This window comes from Paenibacillus sp. lzh-N1, assembly GCF_002872435.1.
GTDB lineage: Bacteria > Bacillota > Bacilli > Paenibacillales > Paenibacillaceae > Paenibacillus > Paenibacillus polymyxa_C.
The window spans coordinates 4,660,570-4,684,467 of record NZ_CP025696.1 but is presented as its reverse complement, the minus strand read 5'-3'; the positions used below and the strand labels follow the sequence as shown (position 1 = coordinate 4,684,467).

The following is a 23,898-nucleotide window of genomic DNA, read 5'->3' as shown; positions in this document are numbered from 1 at the left end:
TACTAAGGATTGAGAGAGAATTTAATAGAGGGTGGGCACAGGATGGCAGCAAAACAGAACGATGCCGGGTCCATACTTAATCGAATTACCGACATGTCGGTAAGGAAAAGAAGAGGAAGGCTAAAAATTTTTATTGGATATGCACCAGGTGTTGGGAAGACCTGTGCGATGCTTAACGCCGCCTACGAAGAGCAAAAAGAGGGTATGGATATCGTAGTTGGGTGTGTTGAACATGATGCCCGGCCGTACACTGCGGCGCTGTTGGAAGGACTTGAACTACTTCCTTACATCAAAATTTCAAGTGAAGAATCCTCTACTAAGGAATTTGATGTTGACCAAGCACTCCAGAGAAGTCCTGAACTTATTTTATTGGACGATTTGGCCCACGCCAACGCGGCAGGATGCCGCCATAGAAAAAGATATCAGGATGTAGAAGAGCTTCTTCGTGCAGGAATTCATGTATATACGACGATGGATATCCAGCAGATCGAAAGCCTAACAGATATTGTTTACTCCATTACTGGCATTTCCGTTGAAGAACGCATACCGGACAGTGTGTTTAACCGTGCTGATCAGGTGGAATTAGTCGATATTGAACCGGATGATTTAATAGAACGTTTCTATAGGGGAAAGATTTATCGTGAGAATGAGAATATACAAGCTCATTTATTTACCAAGGAGAAGCTGACGGCTCTACGTGAAATTGCTTTGCGTAATACAGCAAGTCAGTTAAACCGAATCGCGTTGCAAATCAGTGATCAGACGAAAACAAATGAATGTAATACAAAAGAACATATTCTGGTTTGTTTGTCTTCGGCAGATTCCAATAAGAAAGTAATTCGAACAGCAGCGAGAATGGCGGCAGCTTTTCATGGTCATTTTACAGCGCTGTTTGTGGAAACACAGGAAGCGAGAGAATTGACAACAAAAAATAAATCGGATTTAAGGGAAAACCTTAGACTGGCTGAGCAAATGGGTGCACAAATCGCAACGATGTATGGAGACGATATTCCAGGGCAGATTGCCGAATATGTAAAAACAAGCCATGTATCTAAAATTGTCCTAGGACGCTCCCCTTATAAGAAGAGAGGGCTTGCAAAATCCAATGTCATGGACAAATTAACGACCTTGCTTCCTAACATTGAGATTTATATTATTCCTTCTACTGTTCCTTCCTTTTATAAAAAAATGAATTATTACGCAAAATACCCGAACCTGTCGTTAGCTGACACTATCAAGACTATTGCTATCTTGGCTGTGTGCACAGTCATTGGCTTGTGGTTCAAATATTTAGAATTCCGAGAAGCCAACATTATTACCGTGTACATACTAGGGGTTCTGTTAAATGCAATTGTGACCAAGGGCAGAATGTATAGCGCCATTTCTTCGATTATGAGTGTGCTTGTGTTCAATTATTTCTTTACCGAACCTTATTATTCTCTACAGGCTTATGATTCTGGTTATCCGGTCACCTTTCTGGTCATGCTGGCTGCTTCTTTCATGACGAGTACAATGACCATGCGGATAAGAGAGCAAGCACGGCAATCCGCACATAAAGCCTATCGTACCGAAGTGCTTCTTGAAACAAGCCGGAAATTGCAACAGGCCAAAGATTCTCCGGGAATTATCAATGAAATGGCGTATCAACTGGTAAAGTTATTGGATAGAACGGTCATTTTTTATTCTGTTCACCAAGGGGCACTGTTGGCGCCGCAGGTTTTTTCAAAGAAAGAATCTGCATGTGATCCAGGGGTCTACACAGGAGGCAACGAACGTGCGGTTGCAGAGTGGGTGTATAAAAACAACAAGCGTGCAGGAGCTACGACGGATACTTTTTTTGGCGCTAAGTGCCTATATCATGCGGTGCGTGGAGGAGATCAGGTTCTTGCAGTGGCAGCTATCGTAATGGACCAGGAAGAACCATTAGAAGTTTTTGATAATAGCCTAATGCTTGCTATGCTGGGAGAATGCGCGCTGGCGCTGGAAAAAGAAAAATTGAACGAAAAACAACAAGAAATCTCCATGCAAATCCAGCAGGAACAACTCCGTGCCAGTCTGCTTCGGTCCATTTCTCATGATTTGCGCACTCCTCTTACCAGCATTTCAGGCAACGCGGGGATTCTTCTTGGGAATTCTGAGGTACTAAACGATGAACAGAAAAAGGGTCTATATACGGATATATACGATGATTCCATGTGGCTAATCAATTTGGTAGAAAATTTACTTTCCATTAGTCGAATCGAAAATGGTACTCTGAATCTGAATTTTCAGGCAGAATTAATGGAGGAAGTCATTTCGGAGGCTCTACTTCATGTGAATCGCAATAGTGTGAAGCATGTCATCCAAACGGAATTGGATGATGAATTGATGATGGCCCGAATGGACTCCCGGCTCATTGTGCAGGTTTTGATCAATATGATTGATAACGCAATCAAGTATACCCAAGATGGCTCCCATATCACGATTTCTGCAAGACGCGAGCGACATAGGGTCGTAGTAGAAATTTCAGATGATGGCCCTGGCATTTCTTCAGAAGAAGTCAAGGACAGACTGTTTGATATGTTTTATACGGCGGATAACATTCATGGGGACGGACGTCGTGGGTTAGGCTTGGGACTTTCTCTGTGCAAATCGATTGTGAATGCCCATGGCGGGAACATTGGTGTTAAGAACGATGTCCCCAAAGGGGCGGTTTTTTATTTTACCCTGCAAGCTGAGGAGGTGAATGTTCATGAATAAACCTTTTATTCTTGTTGTGGAGGATGATAAGCCCATCCGCAAGCTGATTACGACAACGCTGGAGACACAGGGCTATAAATACCATACGGCTGAAACAGGCGAAGCATCAATTTTGGAAGCAGTATCCCGGCAGCCGGATCTAATGATTCTGGATTTGGGGTTGCCGGATATGGATGGTGTAGATATCATAAAAAAGCTTCGTGAATGGTCGAATATGCCTATTATCGTGGTCAGCGCACGCAGCGAAGATCGGGATAAAATAGATGCGCTGGACGCCGGAGCGGACGATTATCTAACAAAGCCCTTCAGTGTAGAAGAACTTCTGGCCAGACTTCGAGTCAGTTTACGAAGAATTCGAGTTAACGGTGATAAGATCCTGAAGGATGCTTCCAGTTTTATCAATGGAAATTTGAAAATTGATTATGCAGCAGGATGCGTATGGATCGGTGAAAAAGAAATTCACCTGACCCCAAGCGAATATAAACTGCTTTGCCTGCTTGCCAAGCATGTAGGCAAAGTATTGACTCATAATTTTATCCTGCATGAAATCTGGGGTAGTCATAGCTATGATATTCCTGCCCTGCGTGTGTTTATGGCAACGCTAAGAAAAAAAATAGAAAAAACATCATCACAGCCAAAGTTTATTCAAACGCATATCGGAGTTGGTTACCGCATGCTTCAGGTTGGAGATGATGCTTAGGAAACATTATCCAAATGTAATTAGAGATCATGCTCTTTTGAGCGTGGTCTCTTTTTTATCTGCCATCTAAAATCTTAAGGTGATCTTTATACCTGTATGAAAACCCTAATCCTAAACTAATGGTGAAAATGTTACGCTTAACCCGGAAGTAGAGAGGATAAGGAGGTTTGGCATGTGAGATGGGCATTGCTTTGTTCGTCTATTTCATCGGCTAAACTGTCAACTGAGTGATAGGGAAAGAGGTATGACGGGATGAATGAAATTTTAACAATTGCGGGTCTGATCTTACTTGTGCTGGCGGTGTTGTTTTCTGTTAAAAAAATATATGATTTTATTGATATGCAGAAGGTGATACAGAGGGATACCTATGAGAACTATGATATCTATAGAGCAGCTCAGAAGTTTGCTTTCGGTACACCCGTCGATGAGATCAGAGAAATCTTGACAAACAGCTATGAGTTAGACGATAAGCAGATTGAAGAGACCATGCTTCTGGCTCTTCCTCATCGGACCGATACCGATGGTGGTTATCTTGCCTTTATCAAGGCTGTAAATCGGGTGCTGGGACAAGAGATTTACAGCTAAATCTCAGACTTTGCTGAATCTCCCGTGATGGCTGTTCCAGCACTGAGTATCCTAGCCATGAGCCGGCCGGGAGCGTTGCCTTGTACATCTCTGAGGAATACTCCTGCCAGCTGCACTCGTTATCCGTTTCGAAGGACGGGTATTCGCAGGATGAACTCCCGAAGAAGAAATTAAGGAATTTGGAGCCGTACGGCTGTTTTGGATCGTGTGCGTCTGTCGGCTCCTGCGGGATGCTGCTTATGAATGACTATGAAGAATAAAAGTGAAAAAATGGTGATCAAATTACAAAGCCTCACTTGACATTTGTTTTAACCTGTAACTATAATTGTTTCAACGAATGGCAGTCATTAATGAAAAAAAATGGCATCTATTCAATGGAGGTCACATTGTTTCCTTGCTAGCTACCCGCAAGCGGAAGAGGCAAGATCGTTCTTTTTGAAGTCGTTGTAAATGATATCATTACAACGATAAACCTTGGAATTTGTGCGAGGACGTGGGGCTGTTGCGTGCTGGCTTGCAGGCGACATTCCGGCATTAAATATTGAAATATTTCGACTATAACAAGGAGTGAATTTATCATGGCAACTGTATTATACATAACCGCTCATCCTTTCAAAGACGGTACTTACAGCTTATCGGTCGGTAAACAGTTTATCGAAGCCTACCAGGAGGCTAACCCAGGCGATGAAGTTATTCATTTAGACCTGTACTGCATGGATCTTCCGCAAATCGACGCTGATCTTCTAAGACGTTGGGGGCAACCCCTAAGTGGTCCTTCCTTCGATGAATTGAGCGAGGAGTCTAGGATCAAAGCGGAACGGATGTGCGAGATAGTCGATCAATTCATGGTGGCGGATAAAATCGTCATAGTCAATCCGGTATGGAACTTATCTTTTCCGTCGGTTCTGAAAACGTACATTGACGCAGTTACGGTTACAGGAAAAACCATTAAGCGATCCGAAAATGGGCTACGTGGTTTGTCTGGTTTGACGGGGACTCAGCAAGGCAAAAAAGTAATGCACATTCAGGCTTCCGGTACGGTTCTCTCCCACGGGAAGTTTAAAGATGTCGAGTACTGCCACAGTTATATAAAAGCTATCATGAATTTGCTGGGTATTGATGATGTGCAGGCTATTTTTGTTGAAGGTATCAGTGAACAGCCAGACCAAGCACAGAGCATAAAGGAGCAAGCAATCCGCCAAGCCATATTGGCAGCACAAGAATTTTAACGTAACAGCCTAATGATCTCGGCACAATATCTTGCTACAACCCGATGGGTCCCTTCACTTATAAAGGTCATTTCCTAAAAAATCCGTATACATTCTTTGGCGTTAGCGGCACTTATGCAGGCAAGATCAGTGCACCGTTTGACGGGGTCGCTTTGTATGCCAATGCTGAGTATGCATCATATTCACAGTATTTTGCCAACTCTATGCATAATATCTCAGTGCGGGGGGCTTCAATTTAGGAAAGGACACGAGAAAAGTACAGTTTAACTATTATACCAATGGAGTCGGTGGGCACGAGAAGATTATCAATCTTGGCTTTGATGCTTCAACGAGCTTCCATACCTATGCTTTCGATTGGCAGCCAGGATATATTAAATGGTACGTTGACGGGGTTCTGAAACATACAGCAACCACGAATATTCCGAGTACGCCAGGCAAAATTATGATGAATTTATGGAATGGTACCGGAGTAGATAGCTGGTTAGGGTCATATAATGGAGCAAATCCGGTGTACGCCGAATATGACTGGGTAAAATATACGAGCAATTAGTATGTAATTTGTAATAAAAAAATGGTTGGTATTCTCTCGTATGGAGAATCCTAATTGTTTGCCGTATATCGTTCAAGAAGTCGCCTAATTGGCGGCTTTTTTGTGTTAACAACCTTTTGTCTTTCAAATTCTTCAGCTAACAGTTCAAAAGAACTTATTACTATTATCAAACATCGAAGTACCGATAAACATAATAGCGCAGAAAAAACAGGTATATATACCAACTCAAAGGAGAATTACATAAAGGAGGGATCGAGGATAAAATAGCGGAGGGTTTATTTTAAACACACTAATATAAGGGGAATATAAATGTTGAAAAGAATACTATTAGTATCCATTGTTTTTTGCCTAGTAATAAGTACGTTTGGATTCACTGAGAAAACATTGCCTAAAGCTGCAGCATCCACTGGATTTGCTCATCCTGGCCTATTAATGCTGATCGCTACTTAGCGGCGGGAATTTATGGATATGAGTTGGCTAATGCAGCAGAACTTATGAGAGATTATCCGGGGTTTAATGTGGAACAAATGCAGGACATGCTTCTTACCGTATTTTACAAACCATTGAACGAGAGATTCCTTATTGGCAATGAATATGGCAATAGTCATAATGATTCATATATACAGAATTACTGGGCGAACTGGGATCTAAGCAATATGGCTGCCACCATTGCAATCGGAATATTCTGTGACCGCCGGGATATTTATGATATCGGTGTTGAATATTTTAAAAATGGTGCAGGAAATGGGTCCATTTATAATGCGATCCCATTCCTTCATCCTGATGGTCTTGCCCAATGGCAAGAGTCTGGAAGGGACCAAACGCATATCAATTAGGTATTGGTTTAATGGCCACAATTGCTGAAATGGCGTGGAATCAGGGAGATGATCTTTATGGATGGGCGGACAATCGTTTCCTGCGTGCTGCTGAATATGTTGCCAAGTACAACAATGGCGAGGATGTGCCATTTACAACTTATGAATGGGGATCAGGTAGAAACGGCGCGATAAATAGTCAATCCGGAATATCGCCTGCCAGTCGTAATGAAATGCGGCCCATCTGGGCAATGATTTATAACCACTATGTCAATCGAAAAGGTCTGTCTGCACCCAATATTGCTGCCCGAATGGCCCTGGAAGGTACAGAAGGTGGTCCGAATTTGAAATATCCATCAACGTTTGACCAACTTGGTTTCGGAACTCTTCTCTACACCCGGCCTGCTGGCAGCGGAGATAAAGCAAGCATTCCTGATGGAAATGTTTCTAATGGTATTTATCGTTTCAACGTGCGTTTGGACGGCAAGGTCATGGAAGCCGATAATACGATAGAAGGTGCAAATGTAATTAAATCAACCTATGCAGGTAAAGAAAATCAGCAATGGAGTGTTACGCATCTAGGTGGCGGTCAATACAGTATCAAGAATGTGCAGAGTGGACGTTCACTCGAGGTAACAAATGGCTCTCTGGATCATGGCGCTAAATTCCAACTGGCTGCTAGTACTGACCAAGATCAACAAAAATTTGCTTTTATCTCTACAGGAGATGGTTACTATCGCATCACTCCTGTAATTTCCAATAAGCCAGCTGATGTCACAGGCCTATCAACTGCAGAGGGAGTTCCTATCCAGCAATGGCGGTATACATCCAATTATAATCAACAATGGAAGCTTGAATCTATTGAATAGCACTGATCAGTAATTTGCCTAAAAGCATCAATCTAACATCGTTTATTCAATCGGTTGAATCTCATTCAGCATTTCCTTAGTCAAGCCACTATATTGGGAAAAGCTGTGCGGCAAAAACTGGTGTCGATATTCCGTCGGCGCCAGTTTTTTATTTTGGTACTTGAAAGATATATTACTCCAAGACAATAGTCCGTCTGGTCATAAGCGCCTCCTCTTTAACCAACCTCTTTATTGTAAACAACATAAGTTGTATAGTTGATTTTGAATGAAACTCGAGTATTATTTAATCGGCAATAGTGCTTCATTTTTGCCTAGACAACATGTATAAAAAATTGTTGAAAATAAGGAGAGCAGCCTATCGCGTCTTCTTGCCACTTTGTTGCTTGTTGAACTACCAATAGATCTTCAAATTTTCAACTAAAAGGAGGATTTAAAAGTGTTTGAGACTGAATTGACGCGTACTCTAAAAATTCGATACCCGCTTTTTCAAGCGCCGATGGCAGGTGGCGTTTCGACGTCTGAATTAGTAGCGGCTGTTTCAAACGCTGGTGGGCTAGGCAACCTAGGAGGCGGATACTTAACGCCGGAACAACTCCGCAGCGAGATCCAAAAAATCAAGCAACTAACGGATCAGCCATTCGGAGTAAACTTGTTTGTGCCTGAGCAATTTGAAGAGTCGGAAGAAGCTATCTACCGGATGACAGATTATCTCAATAAATATCGTATCGAACTTGGCACTGCTCAAAATCCATTGATTTTGAAGTCTGCAGAATCGTTTGAGGAACAGGTACAGGTATTATTGGAGGAACGTGTGCCCATATTTAGTTTCACGTTTGGCATACCATCTCCAAACGTGATTCAAACCATGAAACAGCATGGAATATTCGTCATTGGAACTGCAACAACCGTTGATGAAGCCAAGCAATTGGAAGCAGGGGGTGTAGATGCTATTGTGGCTCAGGGGAGCGAAGCAGGCGGGCATAGAGGGACCTTTCTGAAAGACGCCTCCCATGATGCTTTGATAGGCACCATGGCTATTGTTCCGCAGGTCGTTGACCATGTGTCGATCCCGGTCATCGCAGCGGGGGGAATCATGGATGGGCGGGGACTTGCAGCAAGCCTTTTATTAGGAGCTTCTGCAGTACAGATGGGCACTGCGTTTTTAGCCTGTCCTGAGAGCGGTGCCCACGAAAAGTACAAGCAGAAAATCCTCTCGACAAATGAAGACTCCACTCAAATTACACGTGCTTACTCCGGCAAAGCTGCAAGAGGCATTAAAACAAAATTTATGATTGACATGCATCAGTACTCCGGTACAATCCCTGCTTACCCTATTCAAAACGCGATGACCCGGGACATTCGTCAGGCGGCTGCAAAAGCAAACAACCCCGAGTATATGTCACTTTGGGCTGGCCAGGGGCTTCGGTTAGCCAACGACCAACCTGCTGCTTCAATTGTAAAACAAACCATTGATGAAGCCAGTATTCTTGTCCAAAGACTTTTGGTGTCGAGATAATTTTAGATACCAGCATACTTGAGAAAATAAATGCGTGAAGACAAAGTCTATGGACTTCTGGAGGAGAAGCAGTGGTCTTCTCCGGAGATGTACATCACACTTATAATTTACTCTCCCATGAGTACGAAATAGATGGTACCTAGTCACTTGGCTGGGTATTTTTTTATTGAATAATAGAAAAAACATTCTAGATAATGAAAGGATAAACATACCAGCAAACTATTTGAACTGTTTGGTGGAAATCATAACCTGATTTTGATACACTTCTAATCGTAAAGATTACTATTTAAAGGGGAAGGTAAAGACCGTGAACAATAAAAACAAAAGCAATGCTGCTGTGCGGCTCCCGCGTGCCAAAGGCATTGATATGGCGACCATATATACACCAAAGGAGTGCGCCCGCAAGGTCAAACGAATCGTACTAGCCGAGAAAAACCAGACAATTGTGGATGAGTTTATTACGATTTTGGGAATGAAAGAAAAGTTTGAGGAGCAGGATGTGCCCATGCCTAACAAGATCGTAATGTTTGGTCCACCAGGAACTGGAAAAACACTAACGGCTTTTTATTTGGCGCAGCGCTTGGATCTGCCGCTTATATTAGTGAGGCTTGACGCGATTATCCATAGTCATTTGGGGGAAACAGCGAGCAATGTGCGCAAGATCTTTGACTATGCAAATGGGACGCCTTGTGTTCTGTTTTTTGATGAATTTGATGCTCTGGGGCGTATGAGGGATTCAAATGATGAGGTGAAAGAGATGGCACGAGTGGTGAACACGCTGCTACAATGTCTAGACGAGTTCGGCGGAGAGAGTGTTTTTGTCGCAGCCACCAACCTTGAGGAAGAACTGGATACAGCGATATGGCGCCGTTTTGACACGAAAATGACGTATACATTGCCAACGCATGCGGATCGGATTCAATACATTGAACTGCTGATCGGGGAGAGCCTTGCTGGACAGGCTGCAGATTTGCTTGCCGGATGCAGCTTTGCTGATATTGAGCAGATTGTGTTAAAAGCAAAACGAAAAGCGATTATAGAGAACCGAGCACTTAATTTTGAAAACATAGAAAATGCACTGTCGGAGTATAATCCTCGCATGAAGGTATAGAAAGAGAAAAATTCAAAAATACCCAGACGCCTATTAGCTGATTTGGGTACTCACTGGGTATTGTCATTATGGAGCCAATTTTTGATTGGGTCTCATATGTATTTATGTATATGCTATGTAAATAATCTTGGGCGTCGATAATTGTTTAGTGTGAAACAAATGTGGGAAGTAGATTTATAAACCCATGTTGTATTGACATGTGGACAAAACAGGATTATAGTTTTTGTTAATCGTAATTATTACTATTTAAATAATTCATCCTACAATCATGCAGGGTGAATACAATGATGTAAAAAAGGTTCATGAGAAACGACACCCCATATCTTGATCTGTGAAACTTATTCTAGAAGGAGCGCATGAAGTGATTTTATCTGACCGCACGCTGCGAACGCTGATCAGGCAAAAAAGGATGACCGTATCTCCGCTGACAGAGGAACAGATTCAGCCTGCTTCCATTGATAGTGAAGAGACCTTGATTCCACCGTTATCCTTTATGCTCGCAACCACGATTGAAACAATTCGGCTGCCGGGTTATATTACGGCTTTTGTCGAAGGGCGGATTTCAATTGGACGTATGAGCTTATTTATGAAGCGTTCCGATCCGACATGCATTTAGTCTAATCACTAAAAGGAGCTAGAAAAATCAATGGCCAAAAAATCAAAAGTAGTACGTGAGAAGAAACGTCAGGAGACCGTAGCCAAATATGCAGAGCTGCGCCGTCAGCTGAAAGAAAGAGGGGACTATGAAGCATTGCAGAAGTTACCACGTAATGCATCCCCTACTAGACTGAAAAACCGTTGTGAACTGACGGGGCGCCCGAGAGGATATTTGCGTAAGTTTAAAGTATCACGGATTGTTTTCCGTGAACTGGCTCATAAAGGACAAATTCCTGGTGTTACCAAGTCGAGTTGGTGAACAGAACAGAAGTCCAAGATGAAGCAATTGCTATTTTGACCGCATGTCTTGTTGCATTACCTACCGTGCATTAGGAAATGGCGAACATTCGCCGCACAGCTCACGAGCAGACAACTGCTAACCTCTGTGGGGGAGATTTTTCATGGCCTGCTTCATAGAAGATGTATAAAAAATCTACATTGAAGGGGTTTGAGCATGGAATAAACATGTGAAAAGTCTGATTGGGAGTTTGCAAGGAATGTACAGTTTAGAATTAGGACCTTAAGGGGGGGAATTACATGGAAACGGAACAAGATCCACGCATTCCGGTAACGATAATTACGGGATTTTTAGGAGCTGGTAAAACGACGCTGCTTAATCATATATTGAAGGCAGATCATGGTTATAAAATCGCTGTTATTGTGAATGAATTTGGAGAAGTGGGCATCGATAATGAACTAATTGTGGAATCTGGCGAAGAAATTATTGAAATGAACAATGGCTGCATCTGCTGCACAGTACGAAGTGATCTGGTGGATATTATGAAAAGTTTGTTGCATCGCAAATTTGCAGAGACTCCTACACCTGTCGAATATGATCGGATTGTTGTTGAAACTACGGGTTTGGCTGATCCGGGACCGGTCATTCAGACTTTTCTTGCGGAGCCACTGATTTCAAACTTTTTCAAAATTGATGCTGTTATAACCGTAGTAGACGCTAAACATGCTGAACATCATCTTGATAACGGACATGAGGCAAAGGAACAAGTCGCTTTTGCCGATGTCATATTATTAAACAAAATAGATCTTGTCGAAAAGGAAGATATTGCTCGTTTGGAATCCCGGTTGAAAAAGATGAACTCACATGCCCGATTGACGCATACACATCAATCCTTAATTGATTTGGATCAGATTCTTGGAGTTAATACATTTGATCTTGATCACAAACTCGAAGTCGATCCGCATTTTCTGGAAGAACATCATCACCATCATCATGATGACGATATTTTCTCCATTGTTCTCACTGAAACGAGACCTTTGGATCTAGATAAAGTGAATAAGTTTATAAACGATTGGTTGGTGGAGCATTCAGCTGATACGTATCGATACAAAGGAATTCTTAATGTACAGAAAACAAATAAAAGGGTCGTATTTCAGGGAGTTCACATGATATTTGGGGTGGATACTGACAGGGAATGGAATGTGGATGAAGACAGAACAAGCCGCATCGTTGTAATTGGAAAAGATTTGGATGAGGACTGGTTCAGAGCACGATTTAGCGAATGTGCGGTTGCCGACGGAAGCGTCTGACAAGGAGCAGGATAACATGAGTAAGAGTGTGACACATTCATTTGTACTGCCTGACAAGGCTGAAAGGCTTCGGCTATTCGGTTCAGTTGATCCAATTCAGGGAGACAAACCTGTTCTCAAAGAAGAGATGCAAAGATTTGAAAAATAGCAAAAATGATTTTCTGTTTGAGTTACAGCAAGTAGGCATCGAAAATTTGAAGTATCCTATCGATGTTATTTCGGTAAAAAGTCCTGTAAAGGTGTCCAGCATTGGCAATTTTCGACTGACTACCTCACTGGAGCGGGAATTTAAAGGCATTAATATGAGCCGATTGGCAGAACAGCTTCAGTATAGTCGCAATGAGGGACTGAGTGACCAAATTACAGATTTACTTAGACTGACGCAGCGAATTGCCGAACAGATGAATCAACAGAAATCACAACTGGAAGTTACCTATCCCTGGTTCTATAACCGTGCTGCACCCATAACAGGTTTATTCGGGTTAAACCATTCATTGGCTTCGATTACTGTGACATGGGAGGCAGGTAAGTCTCCTATTATTAAAACAGGTCTAAATATACAGATTACAACGTTATGTCCTTGTTCTAAAGAAATAAGTGAATATAGTGCACATAATCAGCGTGGTATGCTACGAATTCAGGTACAGGGCAACCCTGGAGAATTATTGCCAAGTGATTGGAAGGAGAATCTGTTGGATGCCGCTGAATCCAATGCAAGCAGTTGCCTTCATCCCGTATTAAAAAGGCCTGATGAGAAACAGGTTACAGAACGTGCGTACGAGAATCCTCGATTTGTTGAAGATGTAGTGCGGTTGGTGGCTGCTGATTTGTATGAAAAGCACTGGATAAGGAAAGTTGATGATTACTTTACTTTAATCTAGATCATCAGAAGATGATAAACATCAGAGTGAACTGCATCCCAATTTTTAGACGCGATCTAACTTTGGAGGTGCAGTTTTTTGTGTCAAGTTGCAATGAAGTATTCCTCTTCGCATTCAGGTCGTGAGTGGTCATGAAACTTCAACCATTACATATTTTCCCGAATTGACTTTATGTCCGGATATTATTATTATCTTACAGTATAAGATAAATGCAGAAGGTGGTACTGCCAATGGACTATAAAGCGTCAGCAGCAGAACTATTCGAGTGTATCGTCAAATCGCGCAAACCGGTGTTAGAGGAACGAGCGCATTTCTCTCGTGGTGAAATGGGGATTCTCATCGCTTTGAGTCATCAGGATGGGGTTACTTCGGGCCATTTAAGCGAATACTTGTCCGTCAGTACGGGACGGATCGCAACGGCACTGAAAAGTTTGGAGAAGAAAGGGTTGGTTGTACGACGTACGGATGCCAACGACAAACGTAAGGTGATTGTATTCATTACGGATTCAGGCAAGCAATTTATGATGGACAGGTATAACGAAGGAGTCGCATGGAGCGAGAAAATTCTTCGAAAGCTGGACGAACAGGATGCCAAAGAGTTTATCCGACTCATCAAGCTTATTGTCTCTAAAAGCTGAATTCCTATGTAGAGAACGTATGCAGGATACGTTAATTGCACCAAACACCTAAGATTTTCAGATAAAGGAGAAGAACAGAATGCTGAAGATATTCAAATATCTCAAGAAAAATGAATGGATGTTCGTGCTTTGCAGCTTGGCCTTCATCGTTGTGCAGGTGTGGCTGGATTTGAAGCTGCCTGATTATATGGCCGAGATTACAACCAAGCTGCAAACCGCAGGAACGCCGATGTCGGAACTGCTGATTCCCGGTATTTATATGCTGTTATGTGCTGTCGGCAGTATGATTGCATCTATTATTGTCGGCTATTTTGCGGCAAAGGTCGCGGCAGGGCTGGCCATGCGTCTGCGTGCGATGGTCTTTGACAAGGCCTTATCTTTTTCCATGGAAGAGATGAACAGCTTTTCAACAGCCAGCCTTATCACCCGCTCCACGAACGATGTTACCCAAATTCAAACGGTGGTTGCGCTGGGGCTGCAGGTGATCATCAAGGCGCCGATTCTGGCCGTGTGGGCCATTGCAAAGATTGCGGATAAAAACTGGCAGTGGACTGCCTCTACAGGAGTGGCTGTGGCTGTTCTGATCCTGATGCTGAGTGTCATTGTTATTTTCGCTCTTCCGAGTTTCCAAAAAATCCAACGTCTCACCGATAATCTGAACAGGGTAACACGTGAGCATCTGACCGGGCTTCGGGTGGTGCGCGCTTATAATGCAGATCAGTATCAGGAGGAGAAGTTCGGGCAGGCTAATGCCGAATTGACGAATACAAACCTGTTTGCGAACCGGTTAATGGCAATGGTTGGCCCGGGTATGACCTTTATTATGTCGGGTCTGAGTGTCTCAATCTATTGGATTGGCACTTACCTGATTAACGGAGCGGCCGTGCCGGACCGCATTACGCTATTCTCTAATATGGTCGTATTCTCCTCATATGCGGTGCAGGTGGTCATGGCCTTTATGATGGTAAGTATGATATTCTTCCTGATGCCTCGAGCTTCGATTTCTGCCAAACGGATTATGGAGGTATTGAATACCGAATCTCGCATCATCGACGGACATGAGACAGCTGGAGAAGAGGGCGTTATGGGTCAGGTGGAATTCCGTAATGTCAGCTTCAAATATCCGGATGCGGAGGAACCTGTGCTTCGCAACATTAGCTTTTCGGCAAAACAGGGCGAGACAGTTGCCTTTATTGGCGCAACAGGCAGCGGCAAAACCAGCGTAATCAATCTGATTTCCCGTTTCTACGATGTGACTGAGGGAGAGGTGCTTGTGGATGGCGTGAATGTCAGAAATTATAAGCAGCAGACACTTCATAACAAAATCGGGTATGTCCCACAGAGAGCCGTACTTTTCAGCGGTACAGTGGCGTCCAACGTTTCGTATGGCGATAACGGAAGGGCAGAAGCATCGGAGAAACTCGTCAAAGCCGCCGTGGGGATTGCCCAAGGTACGGAGTTTGTCGAAAAAATGGACGGTCAGTATGAAGGACGGATTTCACAAGGTGGAGCGAATGTGTCCGGTGGTCAAAAGCAACGTCTGTCCATAGCGCGTGCCATCTACCGTCAGCCGGAGATTTATATCTTCGATGATTCCTTCTCGGCACTGGACTACAGAACAGACCGGATTCTGCGCTCCGCGCTTAAACAAGAAACCGGCCATGCTACGACACTCATTGTTGCTCAGCGCATAGGCACCATAAAGGACGCTGACCGCATTATCGTACTGGACCAGGGCGAGATTGTAGGAAACGGCACACATGAAGAGCTGATGGCGAATTGTAGCACCTATCAGGAGATCGCTTATTCGCAGCTTTCGAAGGAGGAACTCGTACATGGACAAGAATGAACACACCGTCGACAGTGAGCATATCAAAATGAAACAGCAAGGTCCCATGGGTAAAGGTCCTACGGAGGGGATGGGGACTGGTAAAAAAGCGAATGATTTTAAAAAGAACATCCGTCAGCTCTTATCCTACATCAAGGCCTATGCGCCTATGATTATCCTCTCTATGCTGCTGGCGCTGGCCGGTTCTGTCTTCAACGTGATTGGTCCGGATAAGCTCAGCGATATTGCCAACCTGATCCAGGAAGGAATCGTAACAGGAATTGATGTGAATGCTGTTCAGAAGATTGTTCTTGTATTGGTGGTTTTATATGGTCTCGGCCTTATCTTTAATTATTTCCAAGGATTCATTACGGTAACCGTGTCACAGCGCCTTACAAAGAAGATGCGGACAGAACTGTCCCGAAAAATTAATCATATGCCTTTGAAGCATTTTGATGCTACGAGCTATGGTAATGTGCTAAGCCGTGTAACCAACGATGTCGATACCATTGGACAAACATTAAACAACAGTCTCGGCACACTTGTCAGCGCCTTGGCAACCTTTGTGGGTGCATTGATTATGATGCTGTATACGAACTGGATCATGACCATTACCGGGATTGTAGCTACGCTGATTGGTTTTTCACTGATGACCGTAATTATGAAGCATTCACAAAAATATTTTGTAGCACAGCAAGCGGAGCTTGGCCAGATCAACGGTCATATTGAAGAAACCTATGCTGGTCATAACGTAGTCAAGGTATATAACGGAGAAAAAGCAGCCAAGGAAGTGTTCCATGGCATTAATGGCCGCTTGTATACAAATGCATGGAAATCCCAGTTCATGTCTGGCCTGATGATGCCGGTTATGATGTTCATCGGGAATTTCGGTTATGTAGCGGTCTGTATCGTGGGCGCTTTGCTGGTGAACCAACATGTTATAACGATCGGAACTATTGTGGCCTTTATGGTGTATATTCGTCTATTTACACAGCCCTTGTCACAGTTGGCGCAGGCTGCAACCAATTTGCAATCGGCGGCTGCTGCCAGTGAACGTGTATTCGAATTTCTGGATGAAGAAGAATTGAAAGATGAAAGTGACAAGACCATGAAGCTAGATAACGCCAAAGGGGATGTTGAATTCAAACATGTTCGTTTCGGTTATAACGAAGACCATATGATTATCAAAGACTTCTCTATGAAAGCTGAAGCTGGTCAGAAAGTCGCCATTGTTGGCCCGACAGGTGCTGGTAAGACGACGCTCGTGAATTTGCTCATGCGGTTCTATGAGCTGAACGGAGGGGAAATTTATATTGATGGAACTCCGATCAGCCAATTAACACGTGAGAATGTTCATAAATTATTCTGTATGGTACTGCAGGATACATGGCTGTTTGAAGGAACGATTCGTGAGAATATCGTCTTTTCCCAAGACCATGTTACCGATGAACAGGTAGAAGCCGCATGTAGAGCAGTGGGTCTGCACAACTTCCTTAAAACTCTGCCGCAGGGCTATGATACAGTACTAGACGACAAAGCCAATCTCTCTGCTGGCCAAAAGCAATTGATTACCATTGCAAGAGCCATGATTGAAGATGCGCCTATGCTTATACTGGACGAAGCCACAAGTTCGGTCGATACGCGTACGGAGTTGCTGATTCAACAAGCGATGGACCGACTTACTGTAGGGAAAACCTCTTTTGTGATTGCCCACCGTCTCTCAACGATTAAGAACGCCGATCTGATTCTGGTCATGAAGGACGGTAACATTATCGAAACGGGTAATCATGAGGAATTGCTGGGTAAAGGCGGATTCTATGCCGATTTATATAACAGCCAGTTTGAACATGCATCCTGAAAAATACAATTTTCGGGAAAAACGATAGGAACACATGAAACTGGACAAATGTCTAGGGACAAGAACGTTGAAGCAAAAAAAGTCGCTACATTGGTATTATCCCCTTCTAGTAGACAAGAGAGAAAAGACATCTGTTAAGATGGACTTAATCTTGTTGAACGGAGGGGATTTTTCATGGCTAAAAAGGGACAAACATTCCGGCAATACTCCTTAGATGTAAAGATGGAGGCAGTCCGGTTGGAGAACGAAGAACATATGAGTATTCGTGAAGTGACGAAACAATTGGACATTCGTAATAAATCCCAAGTGCAAAGCTAGGTGATGAAACATCGAGCGGGGGAGAACCTCCAGCCAACGACCACAAGGCAGGGACGACCCAAAACGAAATTTTCCAGTATGGAAGAGGAGATGGCGTATCTACGGGCGGAGATTGAATATTTAAAAAAGCAGTATCCAAATCTACACAAGGAGTGACGAGGAAAGAAGCGAGGTTTGAAATTATTGAGGGAATGCGAACACGATATTCGTTGAAATGGTTACTTGAATTAGCCCATGTTTCTCGGGCAGGATATTATAAATGGAGAAAGACTCAGCAAACAACCCAGCAGCGTAAGCAAGAAGAAGAGCTTCTGGAATCGCATATGTTGTCGATCCACCGGATCCATCCCTATTTTGGTTATCTGCGGATGACCGTTGCTTTACGTAGAGAAGGTATCTTAGTCAATCACAAAAAGGTGTACCGCCTAATGAAGAAATTAGGGATCCGTTCCGTCATTCGAAAGAAGCGGCGCTTTTTTGGCAAACAGGCATCTGTGGTAAATGCCAACCGATTAGATCGACAATTTCAGTCAGATGCTCCTTTATCCAAGCTGGTTACCGATATTACATACATACGAGCTGGAGAGCGGTTTGTATATCTCTCTGTCATTCAAGATCTGTTTAACAATGAAATCGTGGCTTGGCGTCTTTCGGAACGAAATGACCTTGCTCTAGTTAGCGAGACGCTAGACGTTCTAAGTAAGAACGTGAACATGGAGGGTGTCATTCTCCATTCAGACCAGGGTTTTCAGTATACCTCCAAGCCGTTTAACCGCAAACTTAAGCGGCTTGGCATGCTTGGGAGCCATTCAAGGCGTGGAAATTGCCTAGACAATGCCTGTATAGAATCCTTCTTCTCCCATCTTAAAACAGAGAAGATTTATTTAACGAAACCCGGAACCCTAGCGGAGGTAGAACAACACGTACGGGAGTACATTTCTTTTTATAATGAAAATAGATTTCAGAAAAAATTAAACAACCGTTCCCCGATTGAATACCGAGAAACGGTTGCTGCTTAAAGATGTCTTTTTAGTTCTGTCTACTTGACAGGGGTATGACCACACATAGCGGCTTTTTTGTTTTATTGAACAAGCTTTTGTGTCGTGTCAAGGACAAATGCTTGTTCCAATTATGAAGTTTATAAACATCTATGCAGATATGCGACTATTGATAATCTATAACTAAAATTCTCTTAATCGAGACCTTGCAGACTTCTTTCCATACTTTCTAATGCTCGTTGCAGCAAAGATCTAGGGCAAGCAAAGTTGATTCTTTGAAACAACTCTCCGCCAGCGCCAAAGATAAATCCATCATCCAATGCAACCTTGGCTTTTTTCTGCATTAACTGTTGCAGTTCAAGATCCGAAAGCCCGAGCTCTCTAAAGTCTAGCCACGCCAAATAGGTCGCTTCCGGTTTGATCAATTTTACTTTGGGCATGCGTTCTTTCACAAACCGATCAATAAAAGTCAGGTTCTCCTCAAGATAGGTAAGCAGCTGCACAAGCCATTCTTCTCCATCATTGTACGCAGCAATTTGGGCGATAGTTGCAAAAGAGCCCGGGTCAATATCGATGGTTGTTAATTTGTGGTTCAGCTCGTTCCGAAGTCTTTCATTCGGAACAATGATATTCGATAATTGCAAGCCTGCAAGATTGAACGTTTTAGAAGGAGATGTACATACGATAGAGTTCATTCTGAATTCTTCGGATATTTTTCCAAAAGGAGTATGATGATTGGGCTTAAAGATCAGATCAGAATGAATTTCGTCGGAAACGATAAGCACATTATTCCGAATACAAATCTCACCTAAACGTTTCAATTCTTCTTCAGTCCATACGCGGCCGATAGGATTATGTGGGCTGCACAGAAATATCATTTTCGTTTTAGAATCCTGGGCGATTGTTTCCAATTCTTCAAAATTGATTTTATATTCACCTTGTTCATAGATTAGCGGATTGTTTGCAATATGGCATCCATTATTTGTGATAATGTTTAGGAAGGGATAGTACACCGGGCTTTGAATAATGACCTTATCTCCTTTATTGCAGAACATCTCCACGATAAAGTTCAGTGCAGGAATGATTCCAGGGGTGAATAAAATCCATTCTTTCTCAATGTCCCATCCATTTCTTTTTTTCTGCCAGGGTGTGCACTTCGACCATGTTGATCTCTTCGCCAGTACCGTAGTCCCGAATGGCTTTAATAAAATCGCTATACGTCATAACAAATTTATATATGATACTGGCCTTATTATCTAATTCATGATATTTGTCGTCTTGTTCATGGAGTTCCATCGATTGCACCTTGTCTTTCATTAAGTATTTAATTGTATCGTACCACATGGTTCAAGCAGGTACATAATCCATTGAGAAACATTACAGTTGACTTTCATCAATCTAGGTTCAGCATTTTCAACGATACATATCCCATGAGGGAAAGCGGAATCGAGCTAATAAAACCGACTACAAAAGCCTTTAAGCCCATTCGACGAAAGATACATATATCCGCATGAGGTCAAGGCCTGTCTTGGCCATAGCAATGAGTAAATAAGTGATGTCCCGCATACAAGGTATCATATAGTGATCCCTTAGAAGGCAAAGCAAAGGTATCTTAAATTTGCACTAACCACAAAACCTTTCTAAATCAGTTTGAAGGTGATTAGATGTTTCACATATTAGTCCATATAAAATGAGAAAAATCTCGGGATGTATACACTTAAATAGATGCATTTATCCATACTTGTCTAGATGATAATTCAACCAAGTATATTCAGAACCTCATACATGCTAGATTGCTTCGATTTAGTTATATAAATAAAACTAATCTCAATGCAAAGGAGTATATAAGAAATCGTAGATACTCAGAAATACGGGGAGATGTATTTGAGTTATATCAAGCTTGGGAAGTCACCTTAATCGGCTGCGGCTTTGTGTAGTGGGAAAGGATTATGGCATCTACCATATTAAACGGTTTCTATATAGAACCGTATTTTATACATTTTGTTTAAAAGAGAAATTTTTTTAATTTCTTGTGAACCAAATCAAATCCTTGATGATCTAATTTATAGATAAACTTTAGAAGGAAAGGGGGGCCATTGCATGGATTTAACAGAGAAAGCAGAGCTTGGCAACACAAGGAGACAAGGAAGCATTCGTGGATGTTATACGAGCTGTCCAACAAAGCCTATATGTAATAGCAAGATCAATCGTTAAAAACGAAGAAGATTGTGCAGATGCTATACAGGAGACCATTGCCAAAGCTTTTTCAAATGTACATAGACTGAAAGAGCCTGCTTATTTTAAAACATGGATCATTCGGATTTTGATCAACGAGTGTAATCGGATTATCAGGAAAAAGAAGAGAGTATCCCCTGTCCCTTATGATATAAGAAAGTCATCATATAAGGGTGATTATGAACAAATCGAGCTGTTTGGGGTAATTGATGGACTGGATGAACAACTTCAAACTACAGTGACGCTTTTTTATATTGAGGATTTATCGGTCAAAGAGATATCCAAAGTGCTCAATGTATCCGAAGGGACAGTAAAATCACGCTTATTTAGGGCCAGACAGCAATTATCCGAGTTAGCCCTTGGGGAGGGAGAAGCCAAGTATGAACTATCATGATCCGGTTGACCCTATGCTTAAACAATTTCTAAAGTCCAGAGCACAAGACTTGGTCATTCCTAATACAGTAGAGAACGCGGTGGGATACGCCCTTTCATCACTTTCTGATCAGAATATGAAAAAGAGATCCTTCCTTAAAAGATGGAGATGGGCAGCAGCGGCCGTTGCTTTCTTTTTCGTTCTGGGTGCAGTTTCTATCCTTAACGTTCCTACATTTGCTGAAGTATTCAGGTCTTTATTTGCCAAGGACAATCCGGATATCGGACTTATGCGTGCACAGGAATTGGGATTGGTGATTAATCCTCATATTAAGGTGAAGGACAAAGGTTACACGTTGGTGATTAATGAAGCTGTTGCTGATCCTACCCGAGTGACAATTGCACTTCAACTTTTTGATGAAAATGGAAAGCATGATCGCCACAAACTGGCCATTGGCGAAGCGAATAAAATTACGATCAAAGATGATAAAGGAAACGTAGTGGGCAGCATGTACGATATGGGGTACACGAGTGATTTTTATTATATGGTTGATTTCTTTAGTGATCCGCTGAAAACAGATAAGATCACGATAGAAGGGAGTATTGGATCGCTTGGACAAAGGAGCGAAACCTTAATAAAAGGAAATTGGGACTTTAGCTTTGACATTGATATGAAAAAGGCAAACAAGCAGAACAAAATAGAGGAGCTGGAAGGTAGTTACACAACGCCGCACGGAATGACGGTTACATTAAAAAGACTAACGAGAATGGTGCAAGGAGTACGTTTCGAACTGGAGACTGAACTTGATGATGCGGCAATGACAAGATCCTCCGGTGATTTATGGAAAAAGCAGATGTTGAGCTTTCATTTCGAAACTACGGGTGGGCAAGAGATTCACTCGGTGAATCCAAGAAAAAAGAATTACAGGGACAGCTTAATGACATCTGATCGTAGAGTTATTGGAAACGGAAAAATGCATTGGAGTTATACCTTCAAGTACCTGCCTGAGGATAAACCATACCGCTTTGTTCTGGATGCATATTCGGTTGCAGAAATGGACGGAAACAAGATTTCCTTTAGACCATCGGAGCTGACTAAGCCCAAAACTTTTAAAATAATGAATGATAGACTGGAGTTGGTTAGGGCTTCACTTGAGAAATCGCAAGTCAACAAAGGCGCATATGAAACTGTCATCTCATTCTACGGGAAAATGGATAATGAAATAATGCATGAGGAGTGGAGAGCATTTGATTCAGCAGGTAAGCAGTATGACGTAAGTGCGGTGGGGGGATCATCGTTTGAAAATACGCTGACTGATCATTGGAGAGAGGGATATATCAGTATGGGGGATCGTAGGGCAAAGCAGCCTTACGAATTTCGGATTATGAAGCTAGATCAGCTTACCCTGGTAAGGGAAGTAGTGGATAAACGATACAAAGACCCTAACTGGTCAGTATTGCTAGGAAAATAGAATAAACGAACTACTTAAATCTTCAATACCCAATGGATCCAAATCTTCCATATTCCTCATCATGGGTGTCTCCATTAATTCCTTCCCAGAGAGGGTATATAATTTATTTGCTAATCCCATATAGCGATTGTTCTGATCAATATAAGGGCTTCGGGGGTTGTGAACAAGACTGCTTTTTTATGAAAATCTGTGCACTTAACTTTAAGAAAAAAAGGACATTTGGATGTAGATGTAACTTTCTAAAATTTATCATGCACTAAAATCTTTATCAAAATGTCTTCTTCACCAATATAGTCAATCTTTTGGACCACATCCTTATCCATTATGATAATGTGGTCTTTTTTTAGTTCGATTTTTCATTATTAATATACTGGGTACAGCTGCCTGTATACATATAGTTGATTTCCACAAAATCACGCGTATGCAGGTTTTATCCCTTCTGATCACAGCGCAGAAGGTTTACTCGGTCGTGATGCGCTCATCACAAAAACGATTCGATTTGTATAAAGTAATCATCACAACGACAAATATGTTCAGTACTTTTGCTGTGTCAATCTTCACTTCATTAATAAAGGATTAACTCGTCAAAACTTAAAAAATAGCAAGTTTCTTGCCACATGGAGACTTGCTATTTTATGTTTTTGGGTCAATAAGTTTCACAAAAGAAATGGTCCAAAAGTTATAAATTTTCTGAAAATCTAAACTTTTAATGAAAAATCCAAACGTTTCTATTAATAAAAAAAATAGAGTTTATAGCTCAAATGAGAGAATATTTAACCTAAATCGAAATTCTGAGAGAAAATTTAAAGAAAATTTTGCTCGGTAATTAGTTCAAAAGATCTAAAAAAATCACTATCTATTTAAAAAGTGAAGAGTTATTAATTTTGAATTAATTCAGCTTGAGTAAATAAATCCCATGATTTAGGTAGTTAAAGAATATTGCTGAAAAAGTTGAAATTTGTCGGATGGTGTCAGGATC

At 42.1% G+C, this 23,898-nt stretch carries 20 protein-coding genes and 3 pseudogenes; 21 read left to right on the top strand and 2 right to left on the bottom strand.

The annotated features are described in order from the left end of the window. Window positions 1–42: 42 nt before the first annotated feature. From C0638_RS20820 to C0638_RS20735, 19 genes and pseudogenes are all read left to right on the top strand, one after another. Window positions 43–2,739 carry a sensor histidine kinase gene (locus C0638_RS20820; protein ID WP_102163754.1) on the top strand — a complete coding sequence of 899 codons (2,697 nt, stop codon included), beginning with the start codon at window positions 43–45 and terminating at the stop codon, window positions 2,737–2,739. After that, entirely contained in the window at window positions 2,732–3,439 is a 708-nt protein-coding gene (locus C0638_RS20815) for a response regulator (RefSeq protein WP_013371176.1), read from the top strand. The genes C0638_RS20820 and C0638_RS20815 overlap by 8 nt, the downstream gene beginning before the upstream one ends. Window positions 3,440–3,691: 252 nt before the next feature. After that, window positions 3,692–4,024 carry a hypothetical protein gene (locus C0638_RS20810; protein WP_058712091.1) on the top strand — a complete coding sequence of 111 codons (333 nt, stop codon included), beginning with the start codon at window positions 3,692–3,694 and terminating at the stop codon, window positions 4,022–4,024. Window positions 4,025–4,602: 578 nt separating this feature from the next. Further along, on the top strand, window positions 4,603–5,253 hold the full coding sequence (locus tag C0638_RS20800) for an FMN-dependent NADH-azoreductase (RefSeq protein WP_058712092.1): 651 nt from the start codon (window positions 4,603–4,605) through the stop codon (window positions 5,251–5,253). A 101-nt stretch (window positions 5,254–5,354) separates the two neighbouring features. Beyond that, window positions 5,355–5,486: pseudogene (locus C0638_RS26095) on the top strand (arabinoxylan arabinofuranohydrolase); the annotation flags it as partial. 2 nt (window positions 5,487–5,488) lie between these two features. After that, window positions 5,489–5,803 (top strand): annotated as a pseudogene (locus tag C0638_RS20790) (family 16 glycosylhydrolase); the annotation flags it as partial. 473 nt (window positions 5,804–6,276) lie between these two features. Continuing rightward, window positions 6,277–6,639, top strand: coding sequence for a hypothetical protein (locus C0638_RS25870; RefSeq protein ID WP_233902241.1), 363 nt, complete (start codon window positions 6,277–6,279; stop codon window positions 6,637–6,639). Beyond that, window positions 6,600–7,487: an RICIN domain-containing protein gene (locus C0638_RS25865; protein WP_233902240.1), complete on the top strand. Its 888-nt coding sequence runs from the start codon at window positions 6,600–6,602 to the stop codon at window positions 7,485–7,487. Before C0638_RS25870 ends, C0638_RS25865 begins: the two co-directional genes overlap by 40 nt. A 436-nt stretch (window positions 7,488–7,923) precedes the next feature. After that, entirely contained in the window at window positions 7,924–9,003 is a 1,080-nt protein-coding gene (locus C0638_RS20780; RefSeq protein ID WP_058712553.1) for an NAD(P)H-dependent flavin oxidoreductase, read from the top strand. A gap of 307 nt (window positions 9,004–9,310) precedes the next feature. Beyond that, window positions 9,311–10,114, top strand: a complete 804-nt coding sequence (locus C0638_RS20775) for an AAA family ATPase (protein ID WP_102163750.1) — start codon at window positions 9,311–9,313, stop codon at window positions 10,112–10,114. Between the two features lie 361 nt (window positions 10,115–10,475). Continuing rightward, complete coding sequence (locus C0638_RS20770; RefSeq protein ID WP_013371187.1) at window positions 10,476–10,730, top strand: dCTP deaminase domain-containing protein; 255 nt, start codon at window positions 10,476–10,478, stop codon at window positions 10,728–10,730. A 30-nt stretch (window positions 10,731–10,760) separates the two neighbouring features. Further along, window positions 10,761–11,030 carry a 30S ribosomal protein S14 gene (gene rpsN / locus C0638_RS20765; RefSeq protein ID WP_025678316.1) on the top strand — a complete coding sequence of 90 codons (270 nt, stop codon included), beginning with the start codon at window positions 10,761–10,763 and terminating at the stop codon, window positions 11,028–11,030. A gap of 278 nt (window positions 11,031–11,308) precedes the next feature. Continuing rightward, a complete protein-coding gene (locus C0638_RS20760; RefSeq protein WP_102163748.1) occupies window positions 11,309–12,319 on the top strand; it encodes a CobW family GTP-binding protein in 1,011 nt (336 codons plus the stop codon). 16 nt (window positions 12,320–12,335) lie between these two features. Then, a complete protein-coding gene (locus tag C0638_RS26010; RefSeq protein ID WP_267893709.1) occupies window positions 12,336–12,467 on the top strand; it encodes a hypothetical protein in 132 nt (43 codons plus the stop codon). Then, complete coding sequence (locus tag C0638_RS20755; protein WP_058712109.1) at window positions 12,457–13,200, top strand: GTP cyclohydrolase, FolE2/MptA family; 744 nt, start codon at window positions 12,457–12,459, stop codon at window positions 13,198–13,200. Before C0638_RS26010 ends, C0638_RS20755 begins: the two co-directional genes overlap by 11 nt. A gap of 230 nt (window positions 13,201–13,430) precedes the next feature. Next, window positions 13,431–13,838, top strand: coding sequence for a MarR family winged helix-turn-helix transcriptional regulator (locus tag C0638_RS20750; RefSeq protein ID WP_058712108.1), 408 nt, complete (start codon window positions 13,431–13,433; stop codon window positions 13,836–13,838). Window positions 13,839–13,917: 79 nt separating this feature from the next. Next, the gene (locus C0638_RS20745; protein ID WP_102163746.1) at window positions 13,918–15,687 is read left to right on the top strand and encodes an ABC transporter ATP-binding protein; all 1,770 of its coding nucleotides are present in this window, start codon (window positions 13,918–13,920) and stop codon (window positions 15,685–15,687) included. Further along, on the top strand, window positions 15,674–17,524 hold the full coding sequence (locus C0638_RS20740; protein WP_058712594.1) for an ABC transporter ATP-binding protein: 1,851 nt from the start codon (window positions 15,674–15,676) through the stop codon (window positions 17,522–17,524). Before C0638_RS20745 ends, C0638_RS20740 begins: the two co-directional genes overlap by 14 nt. Before the next feature lie 174 nt (window positions 17,525–17,698). Then, window positions 17,699–18,861, top strand: a pseudogene (locus C0638_RS20735) (IS3 family transposase). Between the two features lie 173 nt (window positions 18,862–19,034). Here the strand turns inward: C0638_RS20735 and C0638_RS20730 are convergent. Both C0638_RS20730 and C0638_RS20725 read right to left on the bottom strand, forming a co-directional pair. Continuing rightward, window positions 19,035–19,958 carry a MalY/PatB family protein gene (locus C0638_RS20730; RefSeq protein ID WP_233902339.1) on the bottom strand — a complete coding sequence of 308 codons (924 nt, stop codon included), beginning with the start codon at window positions 19,956–19,958 and terminating at the stop codon, window positions 19,035–19,037. Further along, window positions 19,954–20,136, bottom strand: coding sequence for a hypothetical protein (locus C0638_RS20725; protein WP_233902239.1), 183 nt, complete (start codon window positions 20,134–20,136; stop codon window positions 19,954–19,956). Before C0638_RS20725 ends, C0638_RS20730 begins: the two co-directional genes overlap by 5 nt. A gap of 829 nt (window positions 20,137–20,965) precedes the next feature. Between C0638_RS20725 and C0638_RS20720 the strand changes: the two genes are divergently transcribed. Together C0638_RS20720 and C0638_RS20715 are read left to right on the top strand one after the other, a co-directional pair. After that, window positions 20,966–21,469, top strand: coding sequence for a sigma-70 family RNA polymerase sigma factor (locus C0638_RS20720; protein WP_167347003.1), 504 nt, complete (start codon window positions 20,966–20,968; stop codon window positions 21,467–21,469). Beyond that, the gene (locus C0638_RS20715) at window positions 21,456–22,919 is read left to right on the top strand and encodes a DUF4179 domain-containing protein (RefSeq protein ID WP_102163744.1); all 1,464 of its coding nucleotides are present in this window, start codon (window positions 21,456–21,458) and stop codon (window positions 22,917–22,919) included. Before C0638_RS20720 ends, C0638_RS20715 begins: the two co-directional genes overlap by 14 nt. The last annotated feature ends 979 nt before the right edge of the window (window positions 22,920–23,898 follow it).

Bases quoted from the DNA above. Each gene is read 5' to 3' on its own strand.
- C0638_RS20815 (WP_013371176.1), top strand. From the start codon at position 2,732: ATGAATAAACCTTTTATTCTTGTTGTGGAGGATGATAAGCCCATCCGC.
- C0638_RS20740 (WP_058712594.1), top strand. From the start codon at position 15,674: ATGGACAAGAATGAACACACCGTCGACAGTGAGCATATCAAAATGAAA.
- C0638_RS20800 (WP_058712092.1), top strand. From the start codon at position 4,603: ATGGCAACTGTATTATACATAACCGCTCATCCTTTCAAAGACGGTACT.
- C0638_RS20810 (WP_058712091.1), top strand. From the start codon at position 3,692: ATGAATGAAATTTTAACAATTGCGGGTCTGATCTTACTTGTGCTGGCG.
- C0638_RS20820 (WP_102163754.1), top strand. From the start codon at position 43: ATGGCAGCAAAACAGAACGATGCCGGGTCCATACTTAATCGAATTACC.
- C0638_RS20760 (WP_102163748.1), top strand. From the start codon at position 11,309: ATGGAAACGGAACAAGATCCACGCATTCCGGTAACGATAATTACGGGA.
- C0638_RS20750 (WP_058712108.1), top strand. From the start codon at position 13,431: ATGGACTATAAAGCGTCAGCAGCAGAACTATTCGAGTGTATCGTCAAA.
- C0638_RS26010 (WP_267893709.1), top strand. From the start codon at position 12,336: ATGAGTAAGAGTGTGACACATTCATTTGTACTGCCTGACAAGGCTGAA.
- C0638_RS20745 (WP_102163746.1), top strand. From the start codon at position 13,918: ATGCTGAAGATATTCAAATATCTCAAGAAAAATGAATGGATGTTCGTG.
- C0638_RS20725 (WP_233902239.1), bottom strand. From the start codon at position 20,136: ATGGAACTCCATGAACAAGACGACAAATATCATGAATTAGATAATAAG.
- C0638_RS25865 (WP_233902240.1), top strand. From the start codon at position 6,600: ATGGCAAGAGTCTGGAAGGGACCAAACGCATATCAATTAGGTATTGGT.
- rpsN (WP_025678316.1), top strand. From the start codon at position 10,761: ATGGCCAAAAAATCAAAAGTAGTACGTGAGAAGAAACGTCAGGAGACC.
- C0638_RS20715 (WP_102163744.1), top strand. From the start codon at position 21,456: ATGAACTATCATGATCCGGTTGACCCTATGCTTAAACAATTTCTAAAG.